The organism is Parabacteroides sp. AF14-59 (genome assembly GCF_003479515.1).
GTDB classification, from domain to species: Bacteria; Bacteroidota; Bacteroidia; order Bacteroidales; family Tannerellaceae; genus Parabacteroides; species Parabacteroides faecis.
The window spans coordinates 85177-103248 of the sequence record NZ_QUHH01000026.1 but is presented as its reverse complement, the minus strand read 5'-3'; the positions used below and the strand labels follow the sequence as shown (position 1 = coordinate 103248).

The 18072-nt window shown below is 46.9% G+C and carries 11 protein-coding genes; 9 read left to right on the top strand and 2 right to left on the bottom strand.

Going from position 1 to position 18072, the window contains the following annotated elements; all coding sequences use genetic code 11:
* Positions 1-1048 (top strand): DUF6051 family protein (locus DWW23_RS21735; RefSeq protein ID WP_122356118.1); only part of this gene is annotated, 1048 nt, incomplete at its 5' end.
* Between the two features lie 76 nt (positions 1049-1124).
* Here DWW23_RS21735 and DWW23_RS21730 read toward each other — a convergent pair.
* Positions 1125-2537 (bottom strand): MFS transporter, encoded by a 1413-nt coding sequence (locus DWW23_RS21730; RefSeq protein WP_187576771.1) that lies wholly within the window; start codon positions 2535-2537, stop codon positions 1125-1127.
* A gap of 247 nt (positions 2538-2784) precedes the next feature.
* Here DWW23_RS21730 and DWW23_RS21725 point away from each other — a divergent pair, with 247 nt between their 5' ends.
* The gene (locus DWW23_RS21725) at positions 2785-6795 is read left to right on the top strand and encodes a hybrid sensor histidine kinase/response regulator transcription factor (RefSeq protein ID WP_187576768.1); all 4011 of its coding nucleotides are present in this window, start codon (positions 2785-2787) and stop codon (positions 6793-6795) included.
* Here DWW23_RS21725 and DWW23_RS21720 read toward each other — a convergent pair.
* Positions 6781-7854: a LacI family DNA-binding transcriptional regulator gene (locus DWW23_RS21720; protein ID WP_262410112.1), complete on the bottom strand. Its 1074-nt coding sequence runs from the start codon at positions 7852-7854 to the stop codon at positions 6781-6783. The genes DWW23_RS21725 and DWW23_RS21720 overlap by 15 nt on opposite strands.
* Before the next feature lie 317 nt (positions 7855-8171).
* Between DWW23_RS21720 and DWW23_RS21715 the strand changes: the two genes are divergently transcribed.
* The 7 genes from DWW23_RS21715 (at position 8172) to DWW23_RS21685 (ending at position 17914) form a co-directional block, all read left to right on the top strand.
* Positions 8172-9104, top strand: a complete 933-nt coding sequence (locus DWW23_RS21715) for an aldo/keto reductase (protein ID WP_122356112.1) — start codon at positions 8172-8174, stop codon at positions 9102-9104.
* Positions 9101-10024 (top strand): amidohydrolase, encoded by a 924-nt coding sequence (locus tag DWW23_RS21710; protein ID WP_122356110.1) that lies wholly within the window; start codon positions 9101-9103, stop codon positions 10022-10024. Before DWW23_RS21715 ends, DWW23_RS21710 begins: the two co-directional genes overlap by 4 nt.
* A 22-nt stretch (positions 10025-10046) precedes the next feature.
* Positions 10047-11297, top strand: coding sequence for an L-fucose:H+ symporter permease (fucP, locus tag DWW23_RS21705; RefSeq protein WP_122356108.1), 1251 nt, complete (start codon positions 10047-10049; stop codon positions 11295-11297).
* 21 nt (positions 11298-11318) lie between these two features.
* On the top strand, positions 11319-12335 hold the full coding sequence (locus tag DWW23_RS21700; RefSeq protein WP_122356130.1) for a zinc-binding alcohol dehydrogenase family protein: 1017 nt from the start codon (positions 11319-11321) through the stop codon (positions 12333-12335).
* Between the two features lie 125 nt (positions 12336-12460).
* Entirely contained in the window at positions 12461-14980 is a 2520-nt protein-coding gene (locus DWW23_RS21695) for a GDSL-type esterase/lipase family protein (RefSeq protein WP_122356105.1), read from the top strand.
* A gap of 7 nt (positions 14981-14987) precedes the next feature.
* Positions 14988-16427, top strand: a complete 1440-nt coding sequence (locus tag DWW23_RS21690; protein ID WP_122356103.1) for a tagaturonate reductase — start codon at positions 14988-14990, stop codon at positions 16425-16427.
* A complete protein-coding gene (locus DWW23_RS21685; RefSeq protein ID WP_122356101.1) occupies positions 16427-17914 on the top strand; it encodes a UxaA family hydrolase in 1488 nt (495 codons plus the stop codon). Before DWW23_RS21690 ends, DWW23_RS21685 begins: the two co-directional genes overlap by 1 nt.
* The last annotated feature ends 158 nt before the right edge of the window (positions 17915-18072 follow it).

Below are 18072 nucleotides of genomic sequence, written 5' to 3'. Positions count from 1 at the left end.
TTTTACGCAGACAATAGGTGCCAGCGAAATTAACGAATTCCAGAAAGAGCTCGCCACGACAGAATTCTGTTCCGTCACCGACGACCATATCCAGGAAAATAAAATATTCAATTATACCGTATTCGCTCCTTCCGGAAAAGAGAAGCGCGACAAAGCCATTATCCTCCTACACGGACTGAACGAACGAACCTGGGAAAAATACCTGACCTGGGCCGAATATCTGACCGAGTCGACCGGAAAGCCGGTCATACTTTTCCCGATCGCTTTCCACATGAACCGGACACCGGGCAGCTGGTGCAATCCGCGAACCGTGTTACCCTGGGTCGGTAAACGGAAACAGGAAATAGACAACCTGGTAAATTCCACTTTCGCCAATGTTACGTTGAGCAGCAGACTGTCGATAAATCCGCTGCGTTTCTATGCTTCAGGGCGCGAATCGGTGTATAACCTCTGGCAACTGGTCTATGAGATCAAGAGCGGAAGACATCCTCTATTCAAAGAAGACACTTCCATTAATCTGTTTGCCTATTCCATCGGCGCTTTGCTGTCGCAGGTATTATTACTGAGTAATCCGGAGAAAATGTTCAACGATACCCGCCTGTTCATGTTCTGCGGAGGTTCCATTTTCAGCGAGATGGATGGTAACGCACGCGATATTATGGACAAGGATGCATTCGACAGCCTGCAACGCTTTTATCGTCATGACTTTCTGGAAAACCGTTCTTTACCGACTTCGTTCAGGAATGATTTTCTCGAACAGGCATTCAAGGCTATGATACGTCCGGATGTTCTGCAGGAATACCGCGAATCCTTTTTCCAGAAAGCGTGTAACCGGATCAAAGCGATCTCATTGAAGAAGGATGTCGTCATGCCTACAAACGGAGTGATCAAGGCATTGGGTAAAGCATCCGACAAAATACTGGAAGAACTGGATTTTCCTTTCTCTTATTCGCATCAGATACCGTTCCCTTTCCGGGCAAAGATCGACCAGACACTCGTAAACCGGGAGTTCAACAATATATTCAGTAAGGCGGCAGCATTCTTATAATGCTAAAAACAAAAAGCGAACGCAGACTTGTATCATCTACGTTCGCTATTATTTTTAATACTTATTTTATCTTTAATTACTCCAACGTAATCACCTTATATTTCGGAACCAACGCCTTCATAGCCACCCATCCGATCAGATAAGCAACAGAACATACGCAGAAGATAATAAAATATCCGGCCGGTTTTCCTTCAAATCCCATAAACGTCATGTGAGTTTCATCAGCATAGACAAACAGGTTACCTGCCACTTTCTGCAGGATCATCGAACCTACACCGCCTGCCATACCACCGATACCGGTAATACTGGCAATAGCAGATTTCGGGAACATATCGCCTACCGTAGAGAAAATATTGGCAGACCAGGACTGGTGAGCCGCACCGCCGATACCGATCAAAATTACCGGGAACCAGGGAGAAATAGTACCTAACGGCTGCGCCAACAATACGACCAATGGGAAGAAAGCGAAGATCAGCATCGCTTTCATACGGGCAGCATACGGATTCATACCTGTACGGTTGATAAATATAGTCGGAAGTTTACCCCCGTAAATAGAGAGCATCGTAATCGCATATAACGTAAAGATCAATGCCATTCCCAACGGATCGGAAGTCTTGATCCCGAACTGTGTATTCAGATAAGAAGGAGTCCAGAACAGGAAGAACCACCATACACCATCCGTCATGAATTTACCGACAATGAACGACCAGGTCTGCTTATAACTGAAACATTGCCAGAAACCGATCTTTTTCTCCTCTTCTTCTGTTTTTGCAATTCCGCCGTCTTCATCCTTATCCTGTTCGATATAAGCCAATTCGGCTGCATTCACATGTTTACTCTTTTCGGGAGTGGTGTACATGAACACCCACATTCCCATCCAGATAAAACCAAGCGCACCGATCACGATAAAAGCCATTTCCCATCCCAGCCATTTAGCCAACGGCGGAATACTGAGCGGAGCGATCAAGGCACCGATAGAAGCACCGGCGTTGAATATAGAGGTCGCGTAAGCACGGTCTTTCTTCGGAAAATATTCGGCTGTTACCTTAATTGCTGCCGGGAAGTTTCCGGCTTCACCCAAGGCCAGCACACAGCGGGCAACCAGGAAGCAATACATACTGACAGTCGCCAGTACAACAACTACATCACCCGTTGCGCCGATCAGCTCGGCCGCACTGTTCATTCCTACATAATGTTCCGTTACAACACCACATAACGCGTGCATGCAGGCACCCACCGACCAGACACCGATCGACCAGAGGTATCCTTTTTTTGTACCCATCCAGTCGATAAAGCGACCGGCAAAAAGCATACAAATAGCGTATACAATAGAAAATACAGATGTGATCGTACCGTAATGAGATTCGTTCCAATGAAATTCGGGTTTGATAAATTCATCCCAGGTTAGTGATAAGACCTGACGGTCGAGATAATTTACTGTTGTCGCAAAGAACAACATCGCACAGATCGTCCATCTGTACTGGGTCATTTTCTGACCAACATTGCCTAATGTGCTCATTTCTTACTGGTTTTTCATGATTTGCGGCAAATATATATCATTTTTTTTAATTACAAAGCATATTGTGTGTGCGAATACACGATTATTTACATTTAATTGGAAACATACAGTAATACGAGAATATAATCAGGAAATGATTTCATAGAGAGTTGGGTGCTATGTTTTTTTTCATCATCTTTGTATGAAGAAAACACACAACACATTACAGGCTGTCTTTATGAGAAAATCTATTCTATACCTTCTGCTAATGATTTTCTGTCTGTCCGGGCTATATGCCGCAAACAGAAAGCCATTCAATTATTACTTTTCACATATTTCAAGTGAAGACGGTTTATCAGAAAGTCAGGTAAAAGTAATATTGCAAGACAGTTACGGCTTTATGTGGTTCGGTACGAAGAACGGACTGAACCGCTATGACGGAACCTCTATCCGTACGATCAATTGCGACGATTATATTGCAGGGACAAGCAATCACAATATATCCGCCCTTTTCGAAGATGAAAATAAGAAGTTATGGGTGGGCACCGACCGGGGCGTATATATCTATGATCCGGTCCACGACATATTCTCTTTCATTGACATGGAAGCAGAGAATGGAGAGAAAATGTTCAACTGGGTAGCTAAAATCACTTCCGACCACGAAGGGAATATCTGGATACTGATCCCTGACCAGGGTGCATTCCGTTATAAAGACGAGAAATTATATTATTATGCCATCACCAATAAAGACAATATCAAGCGGGAAAGCCCCGGAGCCATTTGTGTAAGAGAAAACGGAGAAGTGTGGATCGGGACAACAGGAGTCGGCATCTTCCGTTACGACCCGAAAACGGATTCATTCACCCAATACCATACCGACAAAGAGGGTAATACCCTGATGGGAGAACATATCTTCGCCATGTGCGAATATGGTGACTGGATCGCCCTGGCAGTCCATGACGGCGAACTGAAAAAGTACAATCCGGCTACCAACGTCCTGCAAACAGTGAAAGCACCGGGCGTGCATCATACGATATTACGTGATGTAGTTTGTTTTGATAAGAAAAGACTTTGGGTCTGCTCACACGCCGGCCTGTTCATTGTCGATGAAGAGAACAAAGAGGTGATTCATCTGAAAGAAGACCTGATGCATTCCTACAGCCTCTCTGATAATATCATTTTCTGCATTCATAAAGACAGGGAAGGCGGGATTTGGCTCGGTACTAAGTTCGGGGGTGTCAACTACCTGCCGAATCATAAACTGTTGTTTGAGAAATATGTACCTTCCAGTTCGGAAAAATCGCTCAATACGCGGCGTATCCGTGAGATTGCGGAAGCTCCCGACGGTAATATATGGATCGGAACGGAAGATAACGGCATCAATATTCTGAATCCGGCAACCGGCGAAGTAACGCAGATCGACTATCCGGCTTCCGACAGGAAGAACCATCTCATGACTCAATCCCTGAGCATCCACGACGGGAAAGTATACTGCGGCTTATTCAAATACGGGCTGGACATTATTAACATATCCGACCATTCGATCAAACACTACACCCACCAGCAATTAAATCTCGATGAAGAAAGCGTCTATTCCCAGCTGATCGACAGCAAGGGACGCCTTTGGGTCGGGAATGCATGGGGACTATCCAGAGCAGAGGCCGGTTCTTCGGTTTTTACCCGGATACCGGAAATAGGGCTCGACTGGATCGTATGTATGAAGGAAGATAAAAAAGGACGGATATGGCTTGCTTCCATGGGAAGCGGCGTATGGAAATACACACCGGAAGACAACTCGTTCAAGAAATACTTTAACGACTCGAAAGATGCAAACAGCCTGAGTTCAAATTCCGTCAGTTCCGTTATGGAGGACAGCAAAGGGCAGATATGGTTCTCTACCGACCGGGGTGGCATCTGCCGGTATAATGAAGCCGACGATAATTTCACCACCTTCTCCAAAGAACAGGGATTACCTGATGATGTAGCTTATAAAATACTGGAAGATAAAAATCACAATTTCTGGTTCGGTACCAACCAGGGGCTGGTGAAATTTAAACCGGAGACCGGTGATATCCGTGTATTTACCGTACAGGACGGACTGATCGGCAACCAGTTCAACTACAATTCGGGAGTGAAGGCTAGCAACGGGAAATTCTACTTCGGGACGATCGACGGACTGATCGCCTTCAATCCGGACGATGACCAGCAGAGCGATTTCATATCGCCGGTTTATATTACTAAATTCAGCATATATAATAAGGAAGTAACAGTGCATACCCCTCGCTCGCCGTTGAGTAAAAGTATCCTGCATACGAACCGGATCGTATTGCCCTACGACCAGTCGAACATCAGTTTCGACGTGGCTATACCATCCTATTCGTCGGCACGCAGCGAGGAATGCTTCTATAAGATGGAACCACTGGACCATAATTGGGTAAAGTCGAACAGCAATCAGAATATATCCTATGCCAAACTTCCTCCGGGCAATTATATCTTCCATGTCAAGGCGACGCAGGATGAAGGGGCGGACAGTCAATCGGCCACATCGCTCCGCATCACTATCCTGCCCCCCTGGTGGTTATCTACCTGGGCCTATTTCGTCTATACGATACTGGTATTATGCCTGGTATACGGATGGTTCCGTTGGTACAAACGGCGTAAGGAACGGCAGATGGAAGAAAAGCAGAAACTTTTCGAAATAGCCAAAGAAAAGGAACTCTACGAAGCCAAAGTGGAGTTTTTTACCGAGATCGCCCATGAGGTACGCACCCCTTTGACACTGATCAACGGACCGCTGGAGACAATCCTCGATATGAATATCCAGGACAGCAAGATCACACGTAACCTAACCGTAATTGCCCAGAACACCAAACGCCTGCTCGAACTGACCGGGCAGTTGCTGGACTTCCGGAAAGTCGGCGCCAATAAGTTCAAAATGGATTTTGCCTGGGTGAACGTCACGACGTTGCTGAAAGATACGATCTTACGCTTCGAACCAACCATCCTACAACAGGATAAGGTATTATCCGTCGATATTCCCGAAGAAGAAATCACGGCAGCCATCGACCAGGAAGCCGTCACCAAGATATTGAGCAACCTGCTAAACAATGCCCTGAAATATTCAGCCCATACGATCCGGATCGAACTGCGGCAGGAAGAAACGACCTTCAGTATCCGTGTCACCAGCGACGGGAACCGGATACCGGCCGAACTCAGCCAGCAGATATTCGAACCTTTCTATCAGATCAATAAGAAAGAGGGAGCATCGACCGGTGCCGGTATCGGTCTGCCGTTAGCCCGCTCGCTCGCCATGCTCCATTCCGGAAAGCTCTGGCTCGATACCGAAGTTAACGGTAATTCATTTGTACTGACACTGCCTCTTGTCCAGGAAAAAGTCCGGCAACAGGAAAGCGCCGTTATTCAGGAAGAATTTATTTTCCCTGAAGAAGGTACTACCGTCAATGCCGAAGGCCGGAACTATACGCTCCTGCTCGTAGAAGACAACGAAACCATGCGTTCGTTCCTTTCCGAAAAGTTACAGGAACTGTTCATCACGGAAACTGCTCCAGACGGAAAGGCGGCACTTGAAATCTTGCGCGAACATCATATAGATATTGTCGTCAGCGACATTATGATGCCCGTCATGAACGGTCTCGAACTGTGCAAAGAGATGAAAGCGGACATTGAACTCAGCCATATCCCGGTCATATTCCTGACAGCCAAGAATGACCTCGACAGCAAGATCACCGGCCTGCGCCTGGGTGCGGAAGCCTATGTAGAGAAACCATTCTCATTCAATTACCTGGCGACACAGATATTCTCCCTCCTGAACAACCGTCAAAAAGAACGCGAGGCTTTCTCCAAACGTCCGTTCTTCCCGGTCAATAATATGCAGATGAACAAGGCCGATAAAGAATTTATGGACCGGATTATCGCTATTATTCACGAAAATATCACGGATGAGAACTTCGGCGTAGAGAAACTGGCAGAAATATTATTCCTGAGCCGTTCCAGCCTGTTGCGTAAGATAAAGGTTCTGTCCGGACTGTCACCCAACGACTTTATCCGCCTCATCCGCCTGAAGAAAGCGGCAGAACTGATACTCGACGGCAAGCACCGGATCGGGGAAATTTGTTATCTGGTCGGCATCAACTCTCCTTCCTATTTCAGTAAGATATTCCTGAAGCAGTTCGGGATGACACCGAAAGACTTTGAGAAGCAGAACCAAGGCGCTTCAAACGAGGGATGAGGGAATACCGACTGTGTTCATATTCTTCCGGGAAGTTTCCCGTACTGATAAATGGGTAGGAACGACAATCTGCCGGGGCTTCTCCCGTTTTTTGATCTGTTTGAGAAGCAGGTTACAGCATTCCTCCCCCATCTTATAGGTCTGATGGGTAACGGCTGTCAGGGCCGGTTCCACATAGTTGGAGTGAAGCTCGTCGGTGTATCCGATCAGGGCAATATCGGCAGGGATACAGAGCTGGTGTTTTTTGATCTCTTTCATGGCAGCAAAAGCCAGTGTGTCATTCATTGCCAGAATAGCATCCGGCGGTTGCGGTAACGAGAGTAACCGGTTACATCCTTCCCGTCCTTCCTCATAAGTCATCTTTTTACAAACAATCAGGTCATCCTCCACCGGTAAGCCATATTCTTTCAAAGCTTCTACATACCCGTCACGGCGTTGTTGGACAATCGCCAAATGATCGGAACCACCCAGGAAAGCCACCCGTTTCGAACCCGACTCCAACAGGTGGCAGGTAGCCACCCGCGCTGACTCCTTATTATCGGCAACAACCGAAGGGATCGTATTCGTCAGGCAGACACGGTCGAAAAAGACCAGCGGGATATCCATATCTTCCAAAGAAAGGAAATGAGAGTAATCGGTCGTTTCCTGAGATAGACAGGCCAATATCCCCTCCACCCGCATATTCACCAGGTCCTCCACACAATGCACTTCCTGTTCGTATTGTTCATAGGAGGAAGTAATAATGACGGAATACTCGTTCTTACGCGCCACGTCATTGATGCCGCTGATGATCGATGAATAGAAATGAGTGACAATATCAGGCACGATAATGCCGATAATACGCGGCGTATTTTTCAGCAGGCTAAGGGCAAACGGGTTCGGACGATAATTCCATTCTTCGGCAAGCGCCTTCACACGTTCCCTCATCTCGGGACCGATCTCGTAACTGTCGTTCAACGCACGGGATACGGTAGAAACGGAAACACCCAGTTCTTTCGCCAGGTCTTTCAATGATATGTGTCTTTTCTTAGGCATCACAAATCCGATTAGGTCCGACAAATATATATTTTTTCCGGCAGATACAAGCGATTACCTCCGAGATAGATGCTATCGTATACCGACATCGAGCCGTTTATACCCGATTCTTTATTCGTATCACAGCTGTGATACAAAAGAAATCCATCTGTGAAACAAAAGGAATCCAATAGTGAAACAAAAGAAACGCAACTGTGATATGCAATACTCATAGCGGGATAATAACGATCCGACAGGATCTGCCACGCAAACCTTTGCGTAGATTTTTATGTACAAAACGGTTATAATCAATACATAAAAGCTATACTTTTGGACTATTGCAAACTCAATCTATTTAAACCATGAAGTACTCATATTGCGGAAAAACCGGGATGAAAGTTCCCGTACTAAGTTTTGGAGCATCCTCCCTGGGAAGCGTATTTCACGAAACCCGTGAAGCGGAAAGTATCAAAGCTGTATTCACTGCCATTGAAAACGGGATGAACTTTATCGACGTTTCTCCTTATTATGGGCATTACAAGGCGGAGACAGTATTAGGAAAAGCGTTGAAAGATATTCCGCGCGACCATTTCCTGCTGTCGACTAAAGTAGGGCGTTACGGTAAAGACGGTGTGAACACCTGGGATTATTCTGCCCGGCGGGCCACCGAAAGCATTTACGAAAGTATGGAACGCCTGCACTTGGACTACATAGACCTGATTAACGTTCACGACATCGAATTTGCCGACCTCAACCAGGTGGTAAACGAAACATTACCCGCATTGGTGGAGCTACGTGAAAAAGGGATAGTGAAACACGTCGGTATCACCGACCTGCAACTGGAAAACCTGCAATGGGTAGTCGACCGTGTGCCGGAAGGAACGGTAGAGACTATACTCAATTTCTGCCACTATTGCCTGAACGACGATAAGCTGGCCGACTATTTCGATTATTTCGAATCGAAACAGATCGGCATCATCAATGCCTCCCCCCTTTCCATGGGATTATTGTCACAACGGGGTGTTCCCGACTGGCATCCGGCACCGGCGGCATTGGTTAAAGCCTGCCAAAAAGCGGTGCAGCACTGCGCTTCAAAAGGTTATCCGATTGAAAAGCTGGCTATGCAATACTCCGTAAGCAATCCGAGAATCGCAACAACCCTGTTCAGTTCGGCAAACCCGGATAACGTCCGGAAAAATATCCAATATATAGAAGAACCGATCGACTGGGAGCTGGTTCACGAAGTACAGGAGATTATCGGCGACCAGAAACGTATAAGCTGGAGTAACTCATGAACAGAAAGATTATAGATGCCCATTCGCATCTTTGGCTTCAACAGGACACTGTAGTCGATGGAATGCCGGTACGGACACTTGCCAACGGACGTTCACTCTTCATGGGCGAAATACGGCAGATGATCCCTCCCTTTATCATCGACGGCAGGAATACGGCAGAAATATTTCTGTCGAACATGGACTATGCACAGGTTTCGGCTGCCGTTATCACACAAGAGTTTATCGACGGCATGCAAAATGATTATTTACTGGAGGTTGCCAATCGGTATCCCGACCGGTTCTTTGTTTGCGGCCTCTGCGAATTTCGTCGCCCCGGCTATGCTGCACAGGCACGTGAACTGGCAGCACACGGGTTCAGGGCAATCAAGATTCCGGCACAGCGCCTCCTGCTTAAAGAAGGACGAATCTACCTGAATAGTGACGAAATGATGGAAATGTTTCGTTTTATGGAAAACAACGATATGATCCTCTCCATCGACCTGGCTGATGGCGACAGCCAGACCGGTGAACTGGAAGAGGTGATACAGGAATGCCCCGGATTAAAAATTGCGATCGGACATTTCGGTATGGTTACCCGGCCGAACTGGTTGGCGCAGATCAGCCTGGCCCGCTACCCGAACGTCCGTATCGAATCCGGCAGTATTACCTGGTTGTTCAACGACGAATTTTATCCTTTCCCCGGCGCCGTTAAAGCGATACGCGAAGCTGCTGATCGGGTAGGTATGGATAAACTGATGTGGGGATCCGACTATCCCCGCACGATCACGGCTATTACTTACAGGATGTCGTACGATTTTATCCTGAAAACCAATGAACTGTCTGAATCGGAGAAAGACCGCTTCCTGGGAGAAAATGCCGCCTCTTTCTACGGATTCAGAGAACTTATCGAATTACCTTATATCAAAAATATGTCCGAATAAACACACCCTAATACGATATATTATGAAACAAAGAAATTACGCACTGCCTCTGGCTCTGATATTCAGCCTTTTCTTCTTGTGGGCGATCAGCAGCAACCTGCTGCCGACCATGATCCGGCAGCTGATGAAAACCTGCGAACTGAACCCGTTCGAGGCGTCATTTACCGAAACGGCTTACTGGCTGGCTTACTTCATCTTCCCGATCCCGATCGCCATGTTCATGAAACGTTACAGCTACAAGGCAGGAATCGTTTTCGGACTGCTTCTGGCTGCTTTCGGAGGATTACTATTCTTCCCGGCCGCCATATTAAAGGAATACTGGGCCTATCTAAGTATCTTCTTCATCATCGCAACAGGTATGTGTTTTCTGGAAACGGCAGCCAACCCATATGTAACGGTACTGGGAAATCCGGAAACGGCCCCCAGACGGTTAAACCTGGCACAGTCGTTCAATGGATTAGGAGCCTTTATCTCTGCCATGTTCCTCAGCAAACTGGTTTTAAGCGGAAATCATTACACCCGCGAAACCCTCCCTATCGATTATCCCGGCGGTTGGAATGCTTACATTCAATTTGAGACGGACTCGATGAAACAGCCTTACCTTATCTTAGCACTTTTATTACTGATCATTGCAGTTGTTTTCATTGTCTCGAAACTCCCCCGTATACAGGATGAGGAGCATCAAGGGGAGAAAGAGGGAAAACTAATCGACTTCGGCGTACTGAAACGCTCACATCTGCGCTGGGGAGTAATCGCACAATTCTTTTATAACGGAGGACAGACAGCGATCAACAGTCTTTTTCTGGTTTACTGCTGTAGTTATGCGGGATTATCGGAGTCGGTTGCTACTACTTTTTTCGGCCTGTATATGCTGGCTTTCCTGCTGGGACGGTGGATCGGCACCCTGTTGATGGTCCGCTTCCGGCCACAGGATATGTTACTGGTTTATGCACTGCTCAATGTCGTACTTTGCGGAGTGATCGCTTTATGTGGCGGCATGGTCGGATTATACGCGATGCTGGCCGTATCGTTTTTTATGTCGATCATGTATCCGACACAGTTCTCACTGGCTTTGAAAGGGCTGGGCGATAATACCAAGAGCGGTTCGGCCTTCCTGGTGATGGCAATTGTCGGGAATGCCTGTCTGCCGCAGTTGACAGCTTATGTGATGCATCATTTCGAAGCAGTCTATTATATCGCTTATCTGATTCCGCTGGTTTGCTTTCTTTTCTGTGCTTACTACGGATGGAAAGGCTATAAAGTTGTCGATTAATTTATAATATATATAATGTATATGAAAGCAATACAAATTCCCGCTCCCGCAGTATTACAGGTAGTCGACATACCGAAGCCGGAGGCAAAGAGCGGTGAAGTCCTCCTGAAAATTAAATTTGTTGGTTTTTGCGGCTCCGACCTGAACACCTTCCTGGGACGTAACCCGATGGTAAAGCTTCCGGTCATTCCCGGTCACGAGGTCGGAGCAGTGATCGAAAGCGTAGGTCCCGGGGTTCCTGGCGGATTCGAACCGGGCATGAGCGTGACAGTCAATCCTTACACGAATTGCGGAAAATGTGCTGCCTGCCGCAACGGACGGGTAAATGCCTGCGAGCACAACGAGACTTTCGGCGTACAACGTAATGGGGCCATGGGAGAATATCTTGCACTACCCTGGCAGAAGGTCATTCCGGCTCCCGGTATTTCACCTCGCGACTGTGCCCTGATCGAACCGATGAGTGTAGGATTTCATGCAGTCTCACGCGGACAGGTCACCGACATCGATACCGTGCTGGTCATCGGCTGTGGCATGATCGGTTGCGGGGCGATCGTGCGTGCTGCTTTAAGGGGAGCGACAGTGATTGCCATGGACCTGGACGACGAGAAGCTGGAACTGGCCAAACGTATCGGTGCCCGTTATACCATCAATTCACAGACAGAAAATATACATGAACGTTTGCTGGAAATAACAGAGGGTCTGGGACCAGATGTAGTCATCGAAGCTGTAGGCAGTCCTGCTACTTATATAATGGCTGTAAATGAAGTCGCTTTTACCGGACGAGTAGTATGTATCGGCTATGCTAAAAGCGAAGTAACCTTTCAGACTAAATATTTTGTACAGAAAGAATTGGATATCCGGGGTTCACGCAACGCACTACCGGAAGATTTCAGGGCTGTAGTCCGCTATCTTCAGCAAGACAGTTGTCCACGGGAGGATTTGATATCTCAAATAGTAACACCGGAAGAGGCCTTTGCCGCCATGCAGAAATGGAGTGCCGACCCGGGTAAAATATTTCGTATTCTTGTAAAGTTCTGACATATTAAAAAAATAATTACCTTCGCGGAATTACAATTTGATATGAAAAAAACTTTGTTGTAAAAGTTATGTAAAGGCTTTTACCATATTTGACAGATATAAATCAAGAATCGAGATAAGTTACAATGAAAAAGCTAATCAATCTAATCGTATTATTTCTGATCGTCAGCCTGAACGGCTGGGCGCAGGAAGCCGCTGAAGTAATTCGGGTGGCATGTGTAGGAAACAGTATTACATTCGGAGCCGGGATAGCCAACCGTGACCGCGACAGTTATCCGTCAGTACTCGGACAAATGCTCGGGAAAGACTATGAGGTGCGCAACTTCGGTTTCAGTGCCCGTACCATGCTAATGAAAGGAGATTATCCTTACATGAAGGAACAAATGTTCAAAGACGCCCTCAGTTATAATCCCGACATCGTTGTGATCAAACTGGGAACAAACGACTCCAAATCATTCAACTGGAAATACAAGGCCGGACTTCCCGGAGATATCCAGACAATGATCAATGCGTTTAAGGCAATCCCTTCAAAACCGAAAATCTATCTCTGTTACCCTCCCAAAGCCTATGTCAGCAATGCGAGTATCAATGACAGTATCATTGCTGCCGGTGTTATTCCTGTGATCGAACAGGTGGCGAAAAGAAATAAACTACCGATCATTGATTTGCATACGGCATTAAATGGCATGCAGGAACATTTTCCGGATAATGTCCATCCCGATCCAACCGGTGCACATAAAATTGCCGCAACCGTTTACAAAGCGATCACGGGTAAAGATACATCTCATCAGATGCAGGCTTTCCCCGGGCTCAAGAGCGAATGGAACGGATGCGACCGCTATGATTTCCGGTTTAAAGGACGTGATGCGATCGTAGTAGTGCCTAAACAGGCTGCCAAAGGTAACCCGTGGATATGGCGTCCGGCTTTCTTCAACGCATTTCCCAGTGTAGACAAAGCTTTGCTGGAAAAAGGATTTCATGTGGCCTATTATGATGTGACACATTGTTACGGAAACCCGCGTGCAGTGGCACTCGGTACAGAGTTTTATCAATATATGAAAGAATATTACGGACTTTCTCCGAAGGTAACTCTGGAAGGATTCAGCCGTGGCGGTTTATATGCATTGAACTGGGCAAGTAAAAATACGGATAAAATCGCCTGCATTTATATAGATGCTCCGGTTTGTAACGTTTTCAGTTGGCCGGGAAGGAAAAATGCAGAGTTATGGAATGACCTGCTGAAAGAATGGAACCTGACAGACGAAGATATGAATTCGTTCAAAGGCAACCCGGTCGATAACCTGGAACCGTTGGCAAAAGCCGGTATTCCAATCATCAGCGTTTGTGGAGATGCCGACAAGGTAGTTCCGTTCAAAGAGAATATGGACATAGTACGTTCTCGTTACCTGGCACTGGGCGGTCCGGTAGAAGTGATCATCAAACCGGGAGTAGACCATCACCCACATAGCCTGGAAAATCCGGAACCGGTCGTGGACTTCATTCTCCGCCATCAGCCGGAATATGAGAAATATCTGCATTACAACGTGCGCGGCAGCCTGCAGAACTCGTTTGTCAAGTTTGAGAAAGAACGTAAAGCACGTGTTGCATTCCTGGGCGGTTCCATCACGGAGATGAACGGCTGGAAGAATATGATCGAAAAACAACTGCAACAACGTTTCCCTTATACGACCTTCGAGTTTGTGGAGGCCGGAATCGGTTCTACCGGAACCACACCGGGATCTTTCCGCCTGCAAAACGATATCCTGTCAAAAGGAAAGATCGATCTGCTGTTCGTTGAAGCGGCCGTGAATGACCATACAAACCATTTCACCCCGTTAGAACAGGTACGCGGAATGGAAGGCGAAGTGCGCCATGCTTTACTAAGCAATCCGGAAATGGATATCGTTATGTTGCATTTCATCTATGACCCGTTTATCCCGATGGTTGCAAAAAAACAGCAACCGGACGTAATATTGAATCACGAACGGGTGGCAAACCACTATCTGATCCCGTCTGTCAACCTTGTTCAGGAAATAGGCGAACGGATGCAGGACGGCGAATTTACCTGGGAACAGTTCGGCGGAACCCACCCGCTACCGTTCGGACATAAATTCTATGCAGCGGCAATCAACCACCTGTTCGATACGATGTGGAAAGGGACCACTCCTGACATGCCGGTCGTAGCCCATGAAATACCGGAACAACCGCTCGACGCATACAGTTATTACGGTGGCGACTTCATCGACCTGAAAGAGGCCAAACTGAATAAAGGCTGGAAATACATTCCTTCCTGGCGTGCGGATAATACGTATGAAAAGAGAAGAGGTTTCGTAGATGTCCCCATGCTGGAGGCAACCCGTCCGGGTGATAAGCTGACGCTCGACTTCACCGGAAAAGCGATCGGTATCTTCTGTACCCCCGGTCCGACAGCAGGTATCCTTGAATACAGCATCGACGGTGCCCCGTTCAAAAAACTCGATACATTTACCGAATGGAGTAAATATCTTTATATCCCCTGGGTATATATGCTGGAAACAGAATTAGACGATACAACTCATAAACTGGTACTTCGTATCTCTAAAGAAAAGAATCCCGATTCTTTAGGAACGGAATGCCAGATACGGAATTTCGTCGTAAACAGATAAAAACAAAATGAAAGAATTAAACAGGCAGAACGTTCCGGTCACTACCCGGCCGGAACGTATCATACAATTTGGAGAGGGTAATTTTCTCCGGGCATTCGTTGACTGGATCATCCGGAACATGAATACCCAAACGGATTTCAACAGTAGCGTTGTTGTTGTCCAGCCCATTGAAAAGGGAATGGTCGACATGCTGAACAAACAGGATAACCTGTACCATGTCAACCTGCAGGGATTGGACAAAGGAGAAACGATCAATAGCCTTGAACTGATCGACGTGATCAGTCGTTCACTGAACCCTTACACCGATTTCGAAACATTCATTCAACTGGCTGAACAACCGGAAATGCGTTTCGTGATCTCCAACACAACGGAAGCAGGTATCGCTTTCGACCCATCCTGCAAACCGGATGATGCTCCTGCCTCTTCTTATCCCGGTAAACTGACACAATTGCTTTACCACCGTTTTAAAACATTCAACGGAGATAAGAACAAAGGGTTGATCATCTTTCCCTGCGAACTGATCTTCCTGAACGGACACAAATTAAAAGAGACAATCTACCAATACATCGACCTCTGGCAATTGGGTGAAGACTTCAGAAATTGGTTTGAAGAAGCCTGTGGCGTTTATGCCACTTTAGTCGACCGTATCGTCCCCGGTTTCCCGCGAAAAGAGATCGATGCTATCAAAGAGAAATTACAGTATAACGACAATCTGGTAGTACAAGCCGAAATATTCCACCTTTGGGTGATTGAAGCCCCACAGGAAATAGCCCAGGAATTTCCTGCAGACAAGGCCGGATTGAATGTGCTGTTCGTGCCTTCCGAAGCCCCTTATCACGAAAGAAAAGTGACCTTGCTGAACGGACCGCACACCGTTCTCTCGCCTGTCGCTTTCCTTTCCGGAATTGACATCGTACGGGATGCCTGTCAGGATGATGTGATCGGAAAATATATACGGAAAGTGATGTTTGAGGAACTGATGGAAACGCTGAACCTGTCTAAAACAGAATTGGAACAGTTTGCGAACGATGTACTGGACCGCTTCAATAATCCGTTTGTCGACCATCAGGTCACTTCTATCATGCTGAACTCTTTTCCGAAATACCAGACACGCGACCTGCCCGGACTGAAAGAATATCTGAAACGCAAAGGTGTTTTGCCCGAAGGGCTTGTACTGGGACTGGCGGCGATCCTCACCTATTACAAAGGCGGTAAACGTACAGATGGAACTGAGATTGTCCCCAACGATGATCCGAAAACGATAAGTCTGATAAAGGAACTTTGGGCGACTAACTCTACACGGACTGTGGCTGAAAACATTTTGGCAGCAAAAGAAATCTGGGGCGAAGACCTCAACCGGATTCCCGGACTGACAGAACGGGTTATTCATTACCTGAATGCGATTCAGGCAAAAGGTATGAGAGAAGTAGTAAAAGATATTCTCTGATGAAAAAGTATATCCAAATAAATCCGGCCGATAATGTCGTCGTAGCCATAGAACCACTATCGACCGGAGATCAGATAGCAGTAGGCGATCGTCCAGTCATTATCCGGGAAGATATCCCGGCAGGACACAAAGTGGCTTTGAAAGATTTTGTAACCGGCGATCATATTATTAAATATGGTTTCCCTATCGGACACGCCCGATCTGATATCCCTACCGGAACCTGGATAAACGAGAAGAATATAAAAACAAATCTGGACGGGTTACAGGATTATACCTGGCAACCGCAGGATACGACATTGCATATTCCCGACAAAGGCTTAACCTTTAACGGCTACCTGCGTAAAAACGGCGAAGCTGGCATACGCAATGAGATATGGATCATCCCGACAGTCGGTTGCGTAAACGGCATTGTTAACCAGCTGGCAGAAGCTCTCCGACGAGAAACGGAAGGAAAAAACGTAGACGCGATCGTAGCTTTCCCGCATAATTACGGATGTTCCCAGCTAGGCGATGACCATGAGAATACCCGCAAAATCCTCCGGAACATGGTAAAACATCCGAACGCCGGTGCTGTATTGGTCGTCGGTCTGGGCTGTGAAAACAACCAACCGGATGCTTTTCGTGAGTTTCTGGGAGAATATGATACCGAACGCGTTCGTTTCATGGTTTGCCAGAAGGTAAAGGATGAACACGAAGAAGGAATGAATATCCTGCGGGAATTATACACAATCGCCTCGGCCGATAAACGGACAGCCATTCCCATGAGCGAACTGCGCGTCGGACTGAAATGCGGTGGTTCGGACGGCTTCTCCGGCATTACGGCCAATCCGTTGCTGGGCGTATTCTCCGACTTCCTGGTTGCACAGGGAGGAACAACCGTTTTAACGGAAGTCCCGGAGATGTTCGGTGCGGAAACATTGTTGATGAACCGTTGCGCTACAGAAGAGTTATTCAATAAGACCGTCCGTCTGATTAACGATTTCAAAGCCTATTTTCTGGAGAACAAGCAGCCGGTCTACGAGAATCCCTCACCGGGAAATAAAGCCGGAGGGATCTCCACACTGGAAGAAAAGTCATTAGGATGCACGCAAAAGTCCGGCAAATCCGGAGTAAAAGATGTCCTCATGTACGGAGACCGGCTAACCACCCGCGGACTGAACCTGTTAAGCGCCCCGGGCAACGACCTGGTAGCCAGCACTGCATTGGCAGCTTCCGGTTGCCACATGGTGCTCTTCACCACCGGACGGGGAACGCCTTTCGGAACCTTTATCCCTACTGTCAAGATATCGACAAACACCACTCTATCGGAAAACAAACCCGGCTGGATTGACTTTAATGCCGGAACGTTAGTGGAAGGCGAATCAATGGAAACCCTCAGCGGACAGTTTATCCGATTCATACTGGAAGTTGCCGAAGGACGTTCCATAAGCAACGAAAGGAAAGGATACCGGGAAATTGCCATCTTCAAATCCGGAGTCACTCTCTAAGCGGCTAGTTACAAAGAAGTGTTTCTCCCTAATGAAACAGTTGTTTCTTACTGTAGAAACAGTTGTTTCATTAGGGTGAAACACTTTTGATATAGCAGGATTGAGTTTTAGAGAACCACAATCACGATTTAAACTTTCAAGATTGGTTGATTCATAAA

Excerpts from the sequence above, each read along its gene's own strand:
- DWW23_RS21695 (WP_122356105.1), top strand. The coding sequence starts at position 12,461 with ATGAAAAAGCTAATCAATCTAATCGTATTATTTCTGATCGTCAGCCTG.
- DWW23_RS21730 (WP_187576771.1), bottom strand. The coding sequence starts at position 2,537 with ATGACCCAGTACAGATGGACGATCTGTGCGATGTTGTTCTTTGCGACA.
- DWW23_RS21725 (WP_187576768.1), top strand. The coding sequence starts at position 2,785 with ATGAGAAAATCTATTCTATACCTTCTGCTAATGATTTTCTGTCTGTCC.
- DWW23_RS21710 (WP_122356110.1), top strand. The coding sequence starts at position 9,101 with ATGAACAGAAAGATTATAGATGCCCATTCGCATCTTTGGCTTCAACAG.
- fucP (WP_122356108.1), top strand. The coding sequence starts at position 10,047 with ATGAAACAAAGAAATTACGCACTGCCTCTGGCTCTGATATTCAGCCTT.
- DWW23_RS21700 (WP_122356130.1), top strand. The coding sequence starts at position 11,319 with ATGAAAGCAATACAAATTCCCGCTCCCGCAGTATTACAGGTAGTCGAC.
- DWW23_RS21690 (WP_122356103.1), top strand. The coding sequence starts at position 14,988 with ATGAAAGAATTAAACAGGCAGAACGTTCCGGTCACTACCCGGCCGGAA.
- DWW23_RS21685 (WP_122356101.1), top strand. The coding sequence starts at position 16,427 with ATGAAAAAGTATATCCAAATAAATCCGGCCGATAATGTCGTCGTAGCC.
- DWW23_RS21715 (WP_122356112.1), top strand. The coding sequence starts at position 8,172 with ATGAAGTACTCATATTGCGGAAAAACCGGGATGAAAGTTCCCGTACTA.